Genomic DNA, 18,356 nt, shown 5'->3' on the forward strand with positions numbered 1-18,356 from the left:
GCTTTTTTAACTCAGAATTCGAGGTCGTCAATTGGCCCATCAAAGGCAAAATCGATGGAGCGTAGCTCCTCCTGTAATCGATATCTGTCTTTTAAAGCTTCAATCTCTCTCCATCTCCTCTTCTTTTTTGAAGCAGTGTCGCGGCGCCCAGTTTGCTCATCAGCACGTTCTGTGGTTTCGAACCTGTCCATGGTTCCTCCTCCTTGCTGCGGACTGTCACGCCCTGTTTAACATGGCTCATAACAAAATGAAACATATTAATGCATTCTGGCAAACTGTTTGCTTACTTCCTGTTCATTGTGGTTGTTGTTTGCGCTTTTTTATGGTTTCAGAAGCTAAGCTGAGTTAACAAGCGGTAATAAAAAAGCCCATCGCGGTGGCGATGGGCTCTGTTTCATCTGGGGCTTTTTGAGTTAAGCCAGGCGGCTTTTCAGCATGGTTTCGAGCTTGCCCTGATCGATTGCAAAGTTGCGGATCCCCTCTGCAAGCTTTTCAACGGCCATTGGGTCCTGGCCATGCTCCCAGCGGAACTCTGCCTCGGTCAGGGGAGTGGGCCTGGTCTTAGGGGCCGCTGTGGTTTTAACCAGCTTGCGTGGCAGTTCACCCTGGGCCTGATTCAGATCTTCTAAGAGATTTGGACCTATGGTCAGGCGGTCGCAGCCCGCTAGCTCCAGGATCTCATCGGTATTACGGAAGCTGGCCCCCATCACTATGGTGTTGTAGCCATGCTCTTTGTAGTAGTTGTATATCTTGGTTACAGAGATCACGCCCGGATCTTCGGCTGGCGCATAACTTTCGGTGCCTGTGCTCTTTTTGTACCAGTCGAGGATCCGGCCAACGAAGGGAGAGATCAGGAACACCCCTGCCTCGGCACAGGCTCGGGCCTGGGCAAAGCTGAACAGCAGGGTCAGGTTACAGTTGATTCCCTCTTTTTCCAGTTGCTCTCCGGCGCGGATCCCTTCCCAGGTCGATGCCAGTTTGATCAGGATGCGATCGTTGGGGATGCCTGCCTCATTATAAAGACGTATCAACTTGTGAGCCTTCTCAATGCTGCTACGGCTGTCATAGGATAGACGAGCATCGACTTCAGTCGAGATGCGTCCCGGAACAATTTTCAGGATTTCGACACCTATGTTGACGGCAAGCTTGTCACTGGCATCAGTCAATTGTTGTGCCGGGTCACTGCTCTGTTGCTTGGCCCATTGCACAGCCTCATCAATCAAGGGGGCATACTCAGGGATCTGGGCTGCCTTGAGAACCAGGGATGGGTTGGTAGTTGCATCCTGAGGCTGGTAGCGCTTGATCGCCTCGATATCCCCGGTGTCCGCAACCACTGTGGTGAGCGCTTTGAGTTGAGTAAGTTTATCGATCATCACTATCTATTCCTTGTAGATTCGGGTACTTGGGCTCTGTTGAGGTTTCCAATCTTGAACCTGTTGCCCCTGAAAATGTTGTGCCCGTGATAGCAATCATCAAGTATCGCTGCATCTAAACAGATGCTGAGCAACAATGAACTGGGCTTTTTCAGGCGCAACCCGAGGGCAGTGGCAACTTTTCCTCCCCGCAGCGTTATCAGATGCTCATGTAGAGTTACTACACTACACATCTTCTGCCTTGCTGGTTGAAAAAATTGCCAACTGCAGAACCAAATCAGAAACCTCAACAGAGCCTAGTCCTGTAGGGGCAAGACTCTTTTTTTAATCAGCTCATCTTAGCATGGCGGACGGGTTATCCCAGAGGCCTTGTAGATCTAATTGGGTCACAGCGGTAATCGTTATCATTATGTAATTAAATTACACATAAAGAGGTTAAAACCTGAATCCAGATCAATTTTTTTAATGGTTACGGCTTGACGCTGGGTCTTATGTGTAATTTAATTACAGAAAATATCCGGGGGAGAGTGCTTATGAATATTGCCATCTTTAGTAGTAAAAGCTATGACCGTCAGTGGTTCCAGCAGGCAAATCAGCAGTTTGAGCATCAACTTGAGTTTTTTGATACTCAGCTGGATCATCGAACTTCGATCCTGGCCCGGGAGCATGAGGTAGTCTGTGCCTTCGTTAATGACACTTTGAATCGTCGGGTTCTGGAGTGTCTGGCACAGGGTAAAACCCGCTTGATCGCCCTGCGTTGCGCTGGCTTTAATAATGTCGATTTGGTTGCGGCACGTGAGCTTGGGATCAAGGTCGTGCGAGTTCCGGCATACTCTCCCGAGGCTGTTGCCGAGCACACTGTGGGCCTGATGATGACCCTCAACCGGCGGATCCACAAGGCGTATCAACGAACCCGGGATGCTAACTTCTCACTGGAGGGGCTGGTTGGCTTTAATATGCACGGGCGAACGGTCGGGATTGTGGGGACCGGCAAGATTGGTCAGGCGACGGCGCGGATCCTCAAGGGCTTTGGGATGAATATCCTGGCTTATGATCCCTATCCGAATCAGCAGATGTTGGATCTCGGAGCCGACTACACGGATCTGGATACCCTGCTGCGTCGCTCCGATGTGATCTCTTTGCACTGCCCCTTGTTTGAAGAGAATCATCACCTGCTCAATAGCGATGCTTTCGACAAGATGAAGGATGGGGTGATGATCATCAATACCAGTCGCGGGGGCTGTTAGACTCTGTGGCGGCGATCGAGGCTCTGAAGGCGGGGCGGATCGGTGCCCTGGGCCTGGATGTTTATGAGGATGAAAAGCATCTTTTCTTCGAAGATAAATCCAGTGAAGTGATTCGGGATGATACCTTCCGCCGACTCTCAGCCTGTCACAATGTATTGTTTACCGGGCATCAGGCGTTTTTGACCGGGGAGGCGCTGCTGTCGATCGCTCAGACGACCCTCGGAAATATAGAGGCCTTTATGCGAGGCGAGCCTCTGGTCAATGAGGTGAGTTGAGGCAAGCTCTGTTTCATCAAACAAAAAGCGCTGCATTTGCAGCGCTTTTTGTTATCGATTGAAAACTACTTCCTATGGAGGTGGTGATCTTTTACAGCTCCAGGGTGGTCAGTGATGGCTTTTTTTGCCAGGTCAAAACTGCCGCCGGGAACATATTAAACAAAACCCAGCGGACCCGGATCAGCGGACCGAACTTCTCCTCCATCTGGGCACGAAACTCCTTGGCATTTTTAAATTGATAGGCGTGCAGGTATTGGAACGTGGTGAAAGTGGCCTTGGTGGTGGTGGCATCTGCGACCGCCTCCACGATCTGGGTGGTCACCTCTTTGGGCAGGGAGGCAAAGGGGAGTCCGGAGATCAGGTGATCGATCATGGGGCGTTGGTGGAGCTTAAGAATTGTCTCAAGCTGCTCAGCCTGGCCACAGGCAAACTCAGCATAGGGAAATTGCTGCTTTAGCTCCTGGGTAAATTTTGGGTTGAGCTCTACACCCAGATACTGTTTTGGTGAAGCGAGTTTTGCCAGTATATAGCGGGTAAAGCTACCGGTTCCCGGCCCGAGTTCTACCACATGATCGTGCGGGAAAAATGTCAGGTGCTTGGTCATACCGTAGGCAAGAGCGGGTGCGCTGGGAAAGAGAGCACCAACCGATTTTGGGTTGGCGGCGAAGGCGCGCAAAAAAAGAGCATAGGATTGTAAAGACATCTTGCTTCTCTTAGGTTATGAGTCCGAGAGTCGAGTATAACAGCAACTATGGTCAAAAAGTGTCACAAGATGTGTCAGAGGCAAGGTCGCTATTTTGCGACAGATAAAATTCAATACAATCAATGAATTAAAAAGTTGTGTTGCGCTGTCTTCGTTGCAAAGGCCAGCGCAACAGCGAGTATTAGATGATGCTTGCCACTTCTAGGGCTTCGCGGATGTCGATCAACTCTTCGACTATATCCGGATTGGCCAGGGTCGAGGTGTCACCGAAACTCTTACCATCCATGGCGGCGATCTGTCGCAGAATGCGTCGCATGATCTTACCGGAGCGGGTCTTTGGAAGCTCGGGAACGATCAGGATCCCATCCGGGGTAGCGATTGGACCTATGTGATGGCGTACCTCATTTTTCAGCTCACCCAGCAGACTCTCGCTCTCCTCATAGCCCTCTTTGAGGATCACAAAGGCAAACAGGCCCTGCCCCTTGATCTCATGGGGGATATCGACCACGGCAGCTTCGGCACAGGCCGGATGGTTGACCAGGGCACTTTCCACCTCGGCACTGCCGATGCGGTGGCCCGAAACATTGATCACATCATCCACCCGCCCGGTTAGCCAGTAGTAACCGTCCTCATCACGGTGGACACCATCACCGGTATAAAAATAGCCGGGCCAGATGCTGAGGTAACTATCGGTAAAGCGCTCATGATCCCCATAGATGGTGCGGGCGATCCCGGGCCAGCTCTGTTTGATCGCCAGTTGTCCCGAGACATTGTTATCGGTCAGTTCTGCCCCTTCACTGTCAAGCACCACGGGCTCGATGCCGAAGAAGGGTCGGGTTGCCGAGCCGGGTTTTGTTTCGGTGACCCCGGGTAGTGGGGTGATCATCACACCTCCGGTTTCGGTTTGCCACCAGGTGTCGACTATGCTGCAGCGGCCCTCACCAACCACCTCGTGATACCAGCGCCAGGCCTCCGGGTTGATAGGCTCACCGACACTTCCCAGGACTCGCAGCGAGGAGCGATCGTACTTTTTAACCCACTCATCACCCTGTTTGGCGATGGCCCGAATGGCGGTGGGGGAGGTGTAGAAAATATTGATCTTATGGCGTTCCACCATCTCCCAGTAACGGCCCGCATCGGGATAGGTGGGGACGCTTTCAAACATCACTGTGGTGGCACCATTGGCCAGCGGGCCATAAACCACGTAGCTGTGGCCGGTGATCCAGCCAATATCGGCGACGCAGGCGTAGATATCGTCGGGGCGGTAATCAAATACATATTGGTGGGTCAGGGAGGCGTACAGCAGGTAGCCTGCGGTGGTGTGCATGATCCCTTTGGGACTGCCGGTGCTTCCTGAGGTATAGAGCAGAAACAGCGGATCTTCGCTATCCATCGGTTCACAGGGGCAGTAGGGGCGTTCGGCGCGCATCACATCTCGCAGCTTAAAGTCCCGATCATAGACCATCTTAACCTTACGACCAGTTCGCTCGGCAACAAATACCGTATGCACATTGGGGCAGGCGGCAACGGCTTCATCGACGGTGCGCTTGAGGGGGATCAACTTGCGTCCGCGCAGCCCCTCATCTGCGGTGATCACCAGTTTGGCATTAGCGTTCTGGATGCGATCGCGCAGGGCGTCGGCGCTAAATCCGGCAAAGACTACCGTATGGATGGCACCGATACGCGCACAGGCCAGCATCGCAATTGCGGCCTCCGGGATCATCGGCATGTAGATAGCGACGCTGTCACCCTTACGGATCCCGCGTTTTTTCAGGGCATTGGCCAGGCGGCACACATCCCGATGTAGCTTGAGATAGCTAAGGGTACGGGTTTGACCGGGCTCATCCCCCTCCCAGATGATGGCGGTCTGCTCTGCCTTGTCATGCAGGTGGCGATCGACGCAGTTGTAGCAGACATTGAGCTGACCCTCGAGAAACCAGGCAAACAGGCCTCGCTCCAGGTGTTGATCCCGAACCTGCTTGAACGGGTGGATCCAGTCCAGGCGGTTGCGTGCCAGGGTCCCCCAAAAGGTTTCTGGATCCTGGATACTTTCCTGGTACATCTGCTGATACTCGGCCAGGCTGGTGAGGTGGGCGCCCTTGCGCACGGCTTCGGGGATCGGGTAACGCTCCATGTAGCACTCCAAATGTAAACAAAAGAGACAAGATGTTACATCTGATTTACATTTGAACGCAACTAGTGCCGCATAGCTTACCCACCTCTACTGTTAAGTATTTGAGCCATGGATGGCGAGTCACATAGCTCGATGGAGGGGCGGAAATATGCAGCAATGGAGCGAGAAGCAGGATGCTGAACTGGGAAGGCCTATAGGGACATGGGCTCATCGCGCGAAGTAAGGCTTTGCCTACTTTTGACGCTCCAAAGCTAGGGGTAGTCGGGCACTCCCGACAAGGTTTGTAGCTGTGAATCCAGCCCAGGCTCATCAGCTAAGCGGTAAGGATAATAACGCTTAGCTGCATTCTCGGTGTTTAACTCAGCCAATGACAACACTCACGGATCCCTGTATCAGAGTCGACAGCTGTTTCGGGGTGATCACAAAGGGTGGCATGGTGTAGAGCAGCTTGCCAAAGGGGCGCAGCCAGATCCCGCGCTCGACCAGAAACTCCTGGACCCGTGCCACATCCAGGGATTGTTTCATCTCGATCACACCGATCGCTCCCAGAACGCGTACGTCTGTCACGGCCGCATATTCCCGGCAGGGCTCAAGTTCGCCCCGAAGCTGCTCCTCTATCTGGCTTACCCTCTGCTGCCAGTTGGATTTTTGTAAAAGTTCGATACTGGCGCAAGCGACGGCACAGGCCAGGGGATTACCCATGAAGGTCGGGCCATGCATCAGCACGCTGGCATCGCTTTGCCCGATCACCCGTGCTACATCTGCGCTGGTCAGGGTGGCCGACAGGGTCAGGTAGCCGCCGGTCAATGCCTTGCCAAGACAGAGGATGTCTGGAGTGATCCCGGCCCATTCACAGGCAAAAAGTTTACCGCTTCGGCCAAACCCTGTCGCGATCTCATCGGCAATTAGCAGGATCTGGTAGCGATCACAGAGGTTTCTCAGCTCCCTGAGGTAGTCGGGATGATAGAGACGCATGCCGCCGGCTCCCTGCACTATCGGCTCGATAATCACCGCCGCGATTTCCTGTTGATGACTGTCAAGCATCCGGGCCAGAGGCTCAATATCCCTGGGATCCCAAGGCTCACCAAAGCGGGTTTGCGGGGCGGGGGCAAACAGCTGGCTGGCCAGCATCTCATGGTAGAGAGAGTGCATGCCGCCCACCGGGTCACAGACACTCATGGCGCCAAATGTATCGCCATGGTAGCCGTTACGCACCGTAAGAAACTTATGGCGATTTTGTCCCATCCCGTTGCTGTACTGGATCGCCATCTTGAGGGCGACCTCCACTGCAACCGAGCCTGAATCGGCGAGGAATACTTTATCGAGCTCGGTGGGAGTGAGCTCAATCAGTTTCCTGCAAAGCTCCTGGGCGGGTTTATGGGTGATGCCACCGAACATCACATGAGACATCTTCTCGAGTTGGGTCTGTGCTGCCTGGTTCAGTTCGGGAACGTTATAGCCGTGAATACAGGCCCACCAGGAGGACATGCCATCGATCAGTGAGCGTCCATCCTCGAGGTTCAGATAGACTCCATTGGCACTTTCTACCTCATAGCAGGGCAGGGGTTTTGATAGCGAGGTATAGGGATGCCAGATATGCTCAGAATCAAAATTGCTCATAATATAATCTAATGTAAATGGTTGAATTTTATTTATATTGACATGCTACCTTGCAAACGGAGATGATCCAAGAAATGAAGTGACTCGATAGCAAAGGAATTTTTTATGGAGACGGCGATTCGCCACGACTGGACCCACCAGGAAGTTCAGAGCCTGTATGAGCTGCCCTTTAATGAATTGATGTTCCGCGCCCAGATGGTTCATCGGCAAAATTTTGATCCTAATGCGGTGCAGATCAGCACTCTGCTCTCCATCAAGACCGGAGCCTGCCCGAGGATTGTAAGTATTGTCCTCAGAGTGCCCGTCATCAGGGAGATGAGGTGGCTCCGGAGCAACTGATGGAGGTGCAGAAGGTTCTGGACAGGGCCAGGGAAGCTAAGCAGGCAGGGGCCAGTCGCTTCTGCATGGGGGCGGCCTGGCGTAACCCTAAAGCACGGGACATGCCTCAGGTCGTGGCGATGATCCGCGGGGTTAAGGCGATGGGACTTGAAACCTGTATGACCCTTGGCATGTTAACGGCGGAGCAGGCCGAGGAGCTCGCCGAAGCCGGGCTTGATTATTACAACCACAACCTGGATACCTCTCCCGAATACTATCAGCAGATCATCACTACCCGAACCTACCAGAACCGTCTCGATACCCTGGCCCATGTGCGTCGAGCCGGAATGAAGGTGTGCTCCGGTGGAATCGTCGGGATGGGCGAGCAGCAACAGGATCGCATCGGCCTGTTGGTGGCCCTGGCCAATCTTCCGCAGCAACCTGAGAGTGTGCCTATCAATATGCTGGTGCGGGTTGCTGGAACCCCTCTCGAAGATTGCGAGCCGATGGATGATTTTGATTTTATCCGTACCATTGCGATGGCGAGGATCATGATGCCGGCTTCCCATGTGCGGCTATCCGCCGGTCGTGAAAAGATGAATGAGCAGCTTCAGGCTCTGTGTTTTATGGCAGGAGCAAACTCGATTTTTTATGGCTGTAAACTGCTGACTACCAAAAATGCTGCAGAGGATCGGGATGCTCAGCTGTTTGCCAAGCTTGGGCTCTATCCTGAACCCTGCTCTTCGAAGCCGGATCTGGTGCAGGAGCAGCAGATCTATCAGGCGATCGCATCGGCGCGTATCGATGCACTGACTCATGATGCAGCGAGCTAACCCATGAGCCTTTTTGAGCATATTGAGCAGAAGCTTGATGAGTGTCGGCTGCAGGGATTGTGGCGTGAGCGCCGGGTGGTGGGAGCGACAGCCTCGGGCGATCTGGTTCGAGACGATCAGGTCTACCTTAACTTTTCAAGTAATGATTACCTTGGATTGTCACAGCATCCCCGGGTCATCGAGGCTCTGAAACGTGGGGCGGAGCGCCATGGTACCGGCAGCCGAGCCGCGTCTGTGGTGACTGGGTACAGTGATAGCCATGCCCGGTTGGAACAGACATTAGCTCAAATCCTGGGTTGTGAAGCGGCACTGCTTTTTTGCTCAGGCTTCAGTGCCAATCAGGCGGTGATCAAGGCTTTGCTGGGAGCTGAGCACAAGCTTTGGCAGGATAAGCTTAACCATGCCTCTTTGCAGGAGGCGGGAATGCTGAGCCCGGCCAAGATGCTGCGCTTTCGTCACAATGATATGGCGCACCTTGAGAAGCTGCTGACTAAGAAACAGGGGCTGGTGGTGAGTGAAGGGGTGTTCAGCATGGATGGGGATGAAGCACCTGTTAAGACCCTTGCCCGGCTGTGTCACGACAGTGGCAACTGGCTGATGATTGATGATGCCCATGGGTTTGGCGTTTTGGGACCTCGGGGAGAGGGGACGGTGGCAGCCCATGGGGTGAGTCCGGATCGGGTTGCTTTGCAAACCGTGACCTTTGGCAAGGCTCTCGGGGTGATGGGGGCTGCGATCGTCGGGTCCCGTCAGCTCATCGATTACCTGGTGAACTTTTCACGAAACTACCTCTATTCCACCGCGATGCCAGCCGCGCAGTGTGAGGCCGTGCTTCAGTCTTTGACCCTGAGCCGTGAGGGAGAGTATCGCCAGCAGTTGAAACAACGAATTGCTCTGTTTCGGCGTGAGGCGGCTCTGTTGGGGTTACCCGTTGGTGAGTCTCGAACACCCATTCAGCCACTGCTCCTCAAAGAGGTGGCTTTGACTCAGAGAGTGAGCGAGGCGCTGCGCCGGCGCGGGATCTGGCTGTATGGGATCCGCCCACCAACGGTACCCGCGGGTCAGGCGAGGCTTAGGATCGCCCTGAATGCATGTCATCAACCCGGGGATATTGAGCGCCTGCTTACGGAGTTACACGCAATTCTGAAGGCGGAGGGATATGATGCAGTGTGAACCCAGGGTCAACAAATCCTCACTGGCGCGACGCTTTGCTCGTGCCGCCCACAATTATGATGACTGGTCCGAGTTACAGTGCCGGACGGGCCAAAAACTTCTACAGCTTCTGCCAAGCGATCAACACTGGCCTTGTGCCCTGGATCTTGGGTGCGGCACCGGCTATTTTCTTCCCGAGCTCCATAGGCGCTGCCACAGATTGGCGGGGCTGGATCTTTGCCCCGAGATGCTGCTTCAGGCCCGAAGACGCTCTCCTACGACAGAGCTATGCAGAGGTGATGCCGAGAATTTGCCATACGCATCACAAAGCTTTGACTTGGTCTTTTCTAATCTGATGCTTCAGTGGTGTAATCAATTGGATCGCGCCTTTAGCGAGATAAAGGCGATCATGAAACCCGGGGGATTATGTGTGTTCAGTACACTCCTTCAAGGAACCCTGGGTGAACTTGATCACGTGTGGCAACAGCAGGGAAGAGAGCCGTGTGTAAATCGGTTTATCAGTCGGGAGCAGCTTGAGCAGGCACTGATCCGCAGCGGATTACAACTGGTCCAGGGGATTGAGCAAGCCGAGGTGATCCACCGGGCCGATTTTAAAGAGTTATTGATGACCATCAAGGGGATTGGGGCGAGTGAGGTAAACCGAAGCCCGGGATGTGGGCTGATGGGACGCCAAACCCTGGTACGCCTTGAGAGGAGTTATCAGCAGTTTCGTGAGCAAAACGGTTTACTCCCTGCGACTTATCAACTGTTTTATGGAGTCGTTACCAATGAGTAAGGCATTTTTTGTCACTGGAACAGATACGGATGCAGGGAAGACCTTTGCCTGCCGGGCTCTGTTACAGCAGGCTAGAAGCCAGGGATTTCGTACCCTGGCGATGAAGCCGATTGCCAGTGGCTGCAGCGTGACCCCACAGGGGCTGCGTAATGCGGATGCGCTTGCATTACAGCAGGCGATCACCGAGCCACTGGAGTATGAGTTGTTAAACCCCTTTGCCTATGTTCCGGCCATTGCACCTCATATTGCTGCCGGGTTGGCTGGCAGACAGATCCAGACTCAGTGCCTGCATGATAATCTTGTTAAGCTTAGGGAAAGAGGTGATCTGGTATTGATCGAGGGAGCCGGAGGGTGGCGCCTGCCGATCTCTGAAGAGCTCTACCTGTCGGATTGGGTCGCCGATGAGCGGTTACCGGTGATCCTGGTGGTTGGGGCAAAACTAGGCTGTATTAACCATGCGATTTTGACCTATGAGGCGATACGGCGTGATGGCCTGGAAGTTGCCGGTTGGATTATGAATCGGATCGATCCCGGGATGCGCCATTACCGTGAGAACCTGGATTCACTCAAGCGCCGCCTGCCTGTCCCCCTGCTGGGTGAGCTGCCCTGGTTGGGGGATGGTGTGGACTCGAGGCACCTGGAGGGCTATCTGGATCTCCGGCCTCTGTTTCAGTCGAGCTTTTCGCAAATGAGAATGAATACTAATATTTTTTAGCGAGGGGAACTTGATTTTGCACAAGCTGCCTATATAAACGATATAGATAGACGTATCACTGTGATACAGCCTCAAAAGGAGAGTACATGAAGCGGGTATTCCTGTTTGTTTTGACCAACCTGGCCGTCATTGTGGTGTTGGGGATCGTCCTCAATGTCATATTTGCGGTATTGGGGATCAATCCATCTGGTATCTCGGGATTACTGGTATTGGCGTTGGTATTTGGTTTTGGCGGATCCTTTATCTCGCTGGCCATATCCAAGTGGATGGCTAAGCGTAGCTATGGGGTACAGGTGATTGAATCACCCCGGACCCAGGAGGAGCACTGGCTCCTGTCTACTGTGCAGCGACTCAGTGAGCAGGCGGGTATCGGAATGCCGGAGGTGGGGATCTACCATTCACCTGATATGAACGCATTTGCTACCGGGATGAAGCGTAACGATGCGCTGGTTGCCGTGAGCTCAGGCCTGTTACAGACCATGAATCGGGATGAGGCTGAGGCGGTGCTGGCCCATGAGGTCAGTCACGTTGCCAATGGTGATATGGTGACCCTGACTCTGATCCAGGGGGTATTGAACACCTTTGTGATCTTCCTGTCACGACTGATCGCCGGAGTGGTCAGTAATGTTGGCAGCAACAGCGATGAAGAGGGCAGTAGCTTTGGTGGTGGAATGCTCTACTTCGTGGTCGCCATGGTGCTGGATATCCTGTTTGGTATTCTGGCCTCGGTGGTGGTGATGTGGTTCTCCCGTCAGCGAGAATATCGTGCCGATGCCGGCTCAGCCAATCTGGTTGGACGGCAGAAGATGATCGCGGCGCTTGAGCGTTTGCAGCGGGGCCATGAGTCCGAGATGGAGGGCTCATTTGCAGCCTTTGGCATCAGTGGTCGCAAGAAGGCTTCCGAGTGGTGGATGAGTCATCCCCCCATCGAGAAGCGGATCGCCGCTCTTAGAAACGAAGAGTATACTCGTCGCGGTACCATCTGATCCCATCTGGGGATGATCGAAAAAGCCAGTCCTGTGTGACTGGCTTTTTTTCATAGCCTGATTCTGTTGGCAATTAGTAGTGTACCAATACATAAATTGATGCACTGAACCCTTTAATTAACGCAGTTACTGTGGCCCCCCTATGTTCTTACCGCTTATTTTTCCATCTTTCGACACTGCTACGTTGGATGTTTTTGAGCTGCTCCATTTGGCACCAGTTATTATTCTTTTCTCTCCATTAGAAAATGTTGCTAGTACCTCCAATTGCCTTGGGAACCACCGAAGTTTAATGTCTTGGTTTCCTCCAACAATTTCAATTCCAGTTATAATTTCAGGTTTAATTATTAGTGATGAGTCCTTACTACACAGATGATCTGAGCATGCTTTGATTATAGCTTTACCTTGGTGTGCTTTGATTGCAGTCGCCATACCATCCATGGTGATTGTTGCTGCTTCAGGGTTTTCACTGATCCAATTCACATTTTTCGTTACATCCTGAATGGTGTTATCACTGTAGGTTGCCTCTGCTTTGTATTGATAATTTAACCTGAGCTGCGCATAAGAGGGGAACTAAAAGCCCAAGCTGCGATCTGATCGTTTGTCCAGAACCATCAATCGCCAAGGAGCTTGGGCATGATCAATTTAGAAGCTATTTTCGTTGATGTCGATGATTTCTGTCAGGTCTTTCTACCCGCTTGGCAAAAACAGCAGATCTCCTTAGGTGTGAAGCAGCGGAACAGACCTTCTCGCCTGGCTGTCAGTGAAGTGATGACCATCGTCATCGCATTTCATCGCTTGGGCTTCCGAGACTTTAAATCCTATTATCTTCAGTTTGTCTGTAAGTACTGGAAAAGTGAGTTCCCCGGCCTGGTGAGTTACAGTCGGATGTTGAAATTGATGCAAGCGACCCTGATCCCTTTGTGCTCCTATCTCACCCACAGACAAGCAAAACCTACTGGGATTGCATTCGTCGACTCAACAAAACTTCAGGTTTGCCATAACCTTCGCATCCCTCGGCATCAAGTATTTGAAGGTGCAGCCAAGCGTGGCAAAGGAACCATGGGGTGGTTTTATGGATTTAAATTGCACCTTATTATCAATGATCAAGGTGGTGTTATCTCGGTCAAATTAACCCCAGCCAATGTTGATGACAGAACTCCTCTTCCTGAAATGTGCGAGCAGCTCTGGGGTTCACTCTATGGAGATAAAGGCTATATTTCAGGACCACTTGCAGAAGAGCTGGCAGACCAAGGGGTCACATTAATTACCAGCATCAGGAAGAATATGAAACCAAAGTTGATGCGGCTATGGGATAAGCTGATGCTTCGCAAACGCTTCATCATTGAAACCGTCTTTGATCAGCTGAAGAACATCTCTCAGATAGAACACTCACGGCATCGTAGCTGCGTCAGCTTTATGGTGAATCTCCTTGCTGGCCTCATTGCATATACCTTCCAGGAAAAGAAGCCGAGCATCCGAATGTCTCGGCTTGAAAAGGAAGCGCTTATGCAGATCTGAGGTTAATTTAAACCAACTTCAAGCCAGTAGATGAATGGTGTTACTGTAATTTGAGTGATAACAGCGTCAGTCACCTCCAGGGAAACCGGATTGCTGGTGACCCCCTCCAATTGAGCGGTTATCTGGGTGAAGTCAGCGTTCACGCCTGTGGCGATGCCTTTCAGGCTTATGGTGGCGGCAGTTGGATTTGAGCTAATCCAGCTGACCTCTTGGGTTACATCCTGAGTGGTGTTGTCACTGTAGGTGGCCTTTGCTTCGAACTGCTGCTGGTGTCCTTTGGGAATTGATGTGTTATGTGCCGTTATCTCTAAACGCTTGATGACAGCGGCAGTCACCTGCAGGGAAATCGGATTGCTGGTGACCCCCTCCAATTGAGCGGTTATCTGGGTGACGTCAGCGTTCACGCCTGTGGCGATGCCTTTCAGGCTTATGGTGGCGGCAGTTGGATTTGAGCTAATCCAGCTGACCTCTTGGGTTACATCCTGAGTGGTGTTGTCACTGTAGGTGGCCTTTGCTTCGAACTGCTGCTGGTGTCCTTTGGGAATTGATGTGTTATGTGCCGTTATCTCTAAACGCTTGATGACAGCGGCAGTCACCTGCAGGGAAATCGGATTGCTGGTGACCCCCTCCAATTGAGCGGTTATCTGGGTGATGTCAGCATTCACGCCTGTGGCGATGCCTTTCAGGCTTATGGTGGCGGCAGTTGGATTTGAGCTAATCCAGCTGACCTCCTGGGTTACATCCTGAGTGGTGTTGTCACTGTAGGTGGCCTTTGCTTCGAACTGCTGCTGGTGTCCTTTGGGAATTGATGTGTTATGTGCCGTTATCTCTAAACGCTTGATGACAGCGGCAGTCACCTGCAGGGAAATCGGATTGCTGGTGACCCCCTCCAATTGAGCGGTTATCTGGGTGAAGTCAGCATTCACGCCTGTGGCGATGCCTTTCAGGCTTATGGTGGCGGCAGTTGGATTTGAGCTAATCCAGCTGACCTCCTGGGTTACATCCTGAGTGGTGTTGTCACTGTAGGTGGCCTTTGCTTCGAACTGCTGCTGGTGTCCTTTGGGAATTGATGTGTTATGTGCCGTTATCTCTAAACGCTTGATGACAGCATCAGTCACCTGCAGGGAAATCGGATTGCTGGTGACCCCCTCCAGCTGAGCGGTTATCTGGGTGAAGTCAGCATTCACGCCTGTGGCGATGCCTTTCAGGCTTATGGTGGCGGCAGTTGGATTTGAGCTAATCCAGCTGACCTCCTGGGTTACATCCTGAGTGGTGTTGTCACTGTAGGTGGCCTTTGCTTCGAACTGCTGCTGGTGTCCTTTGGGAATTGATGTGTTATGTGCCGTTATCTCTAAACGCTTGATGACAGCGGCAGTCACCTGCAGGGAAACCGGATTGCTTGTGACGTTATTCAGCCGAGCACTAATCTGAGCCATTCCCTTGCTAACGGCTGTAGCTAAGCCATCTTTTGTTATTGAGGCCACAGCTGAATCTGAACTAGACCATCTAGCCGTTTTGGTTATGTCTTGGCTCGTTTCATTACTGTAGATAGCTTTCGCTGTGTATTGTACATGGTTGCCTTTAGCTGACTTTTTCATTGAAGGTGCTACTTCGATACTCGAGATAACAGATTCATGAACAGTAATCTCAATGGGGGTACTATCTATACCATCGAAGCTAGCTTGAATATAACTAACTCCAGTGCTGATACCTGTTACCAGACCAGACTTGGATATAGTAGCAACATTGGGGTTGCTAGTTGACCAGTTAGCAAGAGTTGTTATTTCTTTTGTTGTTTTATTATTTGTAAGTACAGCTATATATTGAATTTTCCCCAGTGTGTATAATTTGTGTCCCGTAATTCCCTTTATCGGATTATCAGGGGTTATTGTGATGAATTTGCTAATTACTTGTGTGGAGTCGCGATTATTAATTGGTGTTTTATTATTAGATGCATTTTCTGAATTACAGGCAAGCAGAAAAAAAGCACATAGGCTAATTATTAACTTTTGTATAATCTTCGTCATATACTGTCCATTTTTATATTTCTGGTATTATATAAGTCACTAACTAGCTGATCCTATTACTGCTACATCTGTTGATGTGTGCTAGCAGACACGCTATGAATCCATCCATGGAAGCTCCACCGCGTCATCCATGACGCAGAGGGTCTGTTAATTCACAATTCAACAGTTGATCTACTATTTGGAACAGTTATTTAGAAACTATCGGTATATAAAAATATATATCTACAAACTATCCTTGTTTTCCTTATATTTGTTTTTCATATACGGTTATCATACTTAGGTGTAGGTAATTGCTATGTGTTTTTTTGTGTGAGTTATGTGACGAGATGTGTTGTTAGAGGTGTCTATGAAGATTTTTGCTCACGATTATAGTGTATCTGGTCAGTGTGTAATATTTTTTCGTACGATTGTCTTTTGAAAAAAAACATTGTTTTCAAAATTATATAACGTATAGAGATTCTATATATTGCTTTTTTGAAGAGAAGGCCCTGTTCATTGTTGCTCATCACTCATTTAGAATAACTAAACTTCATGACTCGCGTCGCGAACAGAGCATTTTCAGGGGCAACAGGTTCAAAATCGGAAACATCAACGGAGCCTAAAGTACCTCGGCTTTATTTTTCAGCTCGAACAGTTGCAGGACCTGGGCGCGAACTTTCAGTGCCTGCTCGTGGGCCTTCTGGTAGTGGCTGTCACTGCGGCCAACCCAATAATTGCGGCGAGCTTTGAGTTCAGCCAGACGGCGTGCCAGTGCTTCGATTTGTAGCTCAAGACCTTCCATAATAACCTCCAGCAATTCTCTATGGTTGGGATGCCGTTGCACCCCGATGGAGTTGCTATCTTAGGCCCGGGGCAAGCCAGGGATTGGCGCACAGTTTTTATGGCTTTATGTCGCTAAATACCGACACTTTGCACTCTTTTAGGCTAAATCGGCTTACGACGAATCCCTTGGGCTATTGGGCGCTATATCACTGGATCTTTGTCAGCGATCTCGGTATGGTTCGCAGCCTTATTTTTGATCTGGATCAATTAATTTGAGTTGGAAGGCTGCGTGAACGAATTTATCCATCTGCTGGTGTTTGATCTCCTGAATCAACCGGCGATTTTTCTCGGACTGGTAACAGTGCTGGGGCTCAGCCTTGGCAAGCACTCCTTCGCTAAAGTGCTGGAGGGGGGCTCAAAGTGGTGATAGGGATCCTGGCGATCGGTATTGGTGCCCAGATCCTGCTCAAGGCCCTTGAGCCCCTGAGTGAGCTTCTCAATCATCGCTTTGGTATCCAGGGAGTGATTCCGGCTAATGAGGCAGCCTTTGCGCTGGGGATGAAGCATGCGGGGAACAGCATAGTTCTCACCTTTCTATGTGGCTTTGCCCTGCATCTGTTGCTGGTACGGCTGTTGCCGCGGCGTTTTTACCGCAATATCTATCTGACCGCTAACATGATGCTGTTTCTGGCAAGCTTTATGGTGATGGTTTTGCCAACCCTTTGGCCTCTTAAGGGGGCTGAGTTGGTTGGGGTGGGTTCGCTGCTGTGTGCCCTTTACTGGACCTTCTCGCCCTCTTTGGTGCGGGGGATCACCAAACGGTTGATGCATCAGCCCCTGACCCTGGGGCACTGTAATCAGCTGGCGGCCTATTTGGGGGCACAGATCGGACGTTGGGTCGGAGATCCCAAGCAGGATGCCGAAAAGCTAAAGCTCCCCGGGGGCTTTGAAATATTCCGGGATAGCACGGTCACCACTGCGACCCTGATGCCATTGCTGTTTCTGGTATCTGCAGTGGTCGCAGGTAAGGCTGCGATCATCCCCTATAGCCAGGATCAAAATTGGCTGATCTGGTGCATCATGCAGGGGTTCTCTTTTGCTGCTGGTATGTTTGTACTTTTAAGCGGGGTCAGGCTCTTTATCGGCTCGATGATCCCTGCTTTTGAGGGGATCACCCGGGTATTGATCCCGGGGGCGGTTCCGGCGCTTGATTGCACCACGTTTTTTCCCTTTTCACCTGTGGCATCCCTGCTGGGTTTTATCGCGGCGATTGGTGGAGCCCTGGCTTCGATGGGGCTGCTTATGCTCTGCCATTCCAAGATTATCGTCTTCCCGAGTCCGATCATCATGTTTTTTGATGGCGGATTGATCGGGGTGTTTGCCAACCGCAGCGGCGGAGTTCGCGGCACCCTGGTGGCGGGTTTTGTGATGAGTCTTATCGGTCACCTGGGTTATCTTTTGGTCTACCCAATGACCGGGGTCCTGGTGGGATCTGGGATCACCTTCTCTAACATCGATGACACCCTGCTATGGATGCCGCTCTACTACCTGGCAAAATGGCTAACAACGCTGTTTTAGTTACCTTGACTGTATGCAGAATGAGCAAACAAACCACTATATATTGATCTTAATCAATTATTAAACCACTATATGTGACATACGGTTCCCCAACGGGATCAAAAGGGAATGCGGTGAAAATCCGCAGCTGCCCCCGCAACTGTCAATGTGAGTCACCCCCAACAGCCACTGGATTTTCCGGGAAGGCGGGATGTGATGCTGAGCATGAGCCAGGAGACCTGCCGTGACCGCGCCTATGGCGCAATCTTCTATAGTCAAACATCGGGCGGGGCGATCCGGTGGTGACCTTAACGTGGACGCATGTTGCGTTGACGTGTCT

15 protein-coding genes, 2 pseudogenes and 1 riboswitch are annotated in these 18,356 nt (G+C 51.6%); of the genes and pseudogenes, 9 read left to right on the plus strand and 8 right to left on the minus strand.

The genetic code is table 11. The annotated features are described in order from the left end of the window. Nucleotides 1-11: 11 nt before the first annotated feature. Both DB847_RS06695 and tal read right to left on the minus strand, forming a co-directional pair. Complete coding sequence (locus DB847_RS06695) at nt 12-191, minus strand: DUF3545 family protein (RefSeq protein ID WP_108649982.1); 180 nt, start codon at nt 189-191, stop codon at nt 12-14. Between the two features lie 222 nt (nt 192-413). Next, nucleotides 414-1,373 (minus strand): transaldolase, encoded by a 960-nt coding sequence (tal, locus tag DB847_RS06700; protein ID WP_108649983.1) that lies wholly within the window; start codon nt 1,371-1,373, stop codon nt 414-416. Nucleotides 1,374-1,906: 533 nt separating this feature from the next. On the opposite strand from tal, the pseudogene DB847_RS06705 reads away from it, so the two are divergent. Next, nucleotides 1,907-2,895: pseudogene (locus DB847_RS06705) on the plus strand (2-hydroxyacid dehydrogenase). A 91-nt stretch (nt 2,896-2,986) separates the two neighbouring features. On the opposite strand, the gene DB847_RS06710 reads toward DB847_RS06705, so the two are convergent. The 3 genes from DB847_RS06710 to bioA form a co-directional block, all read right to left on the minus strand. After that, nucleotides 2,987-3,598, minus strand: coding sequence for a class I SAM-dependent methyltransferase (locus DB847_RS06710; protein WP_108649984.1), 612 nt, complete (start codon nt 3,596-3,598; stop codon nt 2,987-2,989). 181 nt (nt 3,599-3,779) lie between these two features. After that, nucleotides 3,780-5,732: an acetate--CoA ligase gene (gene acs / locus DB847_RS06715; protein ID WP_108649985.1), complete on the minus strand. Its 1,953-nt coding sequence runs from the start codon at nt 5,730-5,732 to the stop codon at nt 3,780-3,782. A 360-nt stretch (nt 5,733-6,092) separates the two neighbouring features. Then, nucleotides 6,093-7,352: an adenosylmethionine--8-amino-7-oxononanoate transaminase gene (gene bioA / locus DB847_RS06720; RefSeq protein ID WP_108649986.1), complete on the minus strand. Its 1,260-nt coding sequence runs from the start codon at nt 7,350-7,352 to the stop codon at nt 6,093-6,095. 105 nt (nt 7,353-7,457) lie between these two features. Between bioA and bioB the strand changes: the two are divergent. From bioB to htpX, 5 genes and pseudogenes are all read left to right on the plus strand, one after another. Then, nucleotides 7,458-8,503, plus strand: a pseudogene (gene bioB, locus DB847_RS06725) (biotin synthase BioB). A gap of 3 nt (nt 8,504-8,506) precedes the next feature. After that, nucleotides 8,507-9,676, plus strand: coding sequence for an 8-amino-7-oxononanoate synthase (gene bioF, locus DB847_RS06730; RefSeq protein WP_108649987.1), 1,170 nt, complete (start codon nt 8,507-8,509; stop codon nt 9,674-9,676). Next, nucleotides 9,663-10,451, plus strand: coding sequence for a malonyl-ACP O-methyltransferase BioC (gene bioC / locus DB847_RS06735; RefSeq protein WP_108649988.1), 789 nt, complete (start codon nt 9,663-9,665; stop codon nt 10,449-10,451). The genes bioF and bioC overlap by 14 nt, the downstream gene beginning before the upstream one ends. Further along, nucleotides 10,444-11,166: a dethiobiotin synthase gene (bioD, locus tag DB847_RS06740; RefSeq protein WP_108649989.1), complete on the plus strand. Its 723-nt coding sequence runs from the start codon at nt 10,444-10,446 to the stop codon at nt 11,164-11,166. The genes bioC and bioD overlap by 8 nt, the downstream gene beginning before the upstream one ends. An 86-nt stretch (nt 11,167-11,252) precedes the next feature. Beyond that, on the plus strand, nt 11,253-12,152 hold the full coding sequence (htpX, locus tag DB847_RS06745; RefSeq protein ID WP_108649990.1) for a protease HtpX: 900 nt from the start codon (nt 11,253-11,255) through the stop codon (nt 12,150-12,152). A gap of 126 nt (nt 12,153-12,278) precedes the next feature. On the opposite strand, the gene DB847_RS06750 is transcribed toward htpX, so the two are convergent. Further along, nucleotides 12,279-12,653, minus strand: coding sequence for a hypothetical protein (locus DB847_RS06750; RefSeq protein WP_108649991.1), 375 nt, complete (start codon nt 12,651-12,653; stop codon nt 12,279-12,281). Between the two features lie 132 nt (nt 12,654-12,785). On the opposite strand from DB847_RS06750, the gene DB847_RS06755 reads away from it, so the two are divergent. Further along, complete coding sequence (locus tag DB847_RS06755) at nt 12,786-13,670, plus strand: IS982 family transposase (protein WP_108649992.1); 885 nt, start codon at nt 12,786-12,788, stop codon at nt 13,668-13,670. A 2-nt stretch (nt 13,671-13,672) separates the two neighbouring features. On the opposite strand, the gene DB847_RS06760 is transcribed toward DB847_RS06755, so the two are convergent. Both DB847_RS06760 and DB847_RS06765 read right to left on the minus strand, forming a co-directional pair. After that, on the minus strand, nt 13,673-15,697 hold the full coding sequence (locus tag DB847_RS06760) for an Ig-like domain-containing protein (RefSeq protein WP_108649993.1): 2,025 nt from the start codon (nt 15,695-15,697) through the stop codon (nt 13,673-13,675). A gap of 598 nt (nt 15,698-16,295) precedes the next feature. Then, nucleotides 16,296-16,478: a hypothetical protein gene (locus tag DB847_RS06765; protein ID WP_108649994.1), complete on the minus strand. Its 183-nt coding sequence runs from the start codon at nt 16,476-16,478 to the stop codon at nt 16,296-16,298. A gap of 270 nt (nt 16,479-16,748) precedes the next feature. On the opposite strand from DB847_RS06765, the gene DB847_RS24275 reads away from it, so the two are divergent. Together DB847_RS24275 and DB847_RS06770 are read left to right on the plus strand one after the other, a co-directional pair. Further along, entirely contained in the window at nt 16,749-16,886 is a 138-nt protein-coding gene (locus tag DB847_RS24275) for a hypothetical protein (protein WP_159084431.1), read from the plus strand. After that, nucleotides 16,880-18,037, plus strand: coding sequence for a PTS transporter subunit IIC (locus DB847_RS06770; protein ID WP_108649995.1), 1,158 nt, complete (start codon nt 16,880-16,882; stop codon nt 18,035-18,037). The genes DB847_RS24275 and DB847_RS06770 overlap by 7 nt, the downstream gene beginning before the upstream one ends. Nucleotides 18,038-18,103: 66 nt before the next feature. Beyond that, nucleotides 18,104-18,277, plus strand: a riboswitch (cobalamin riboswitch). Nucleotides 18,278-18,356 lie beyond the last annotated feature (79 nt).

The organism is Dongshaea marina (assembly GCF_003072645.1).
In the GTDB taxonomy this organism is placed as follows: Bacteria; Pseudomonadota; Gammaproteobacteria; order Enterobacterales; family Aeromonadaceae; genus Dongshaea; species Dongshaea marina.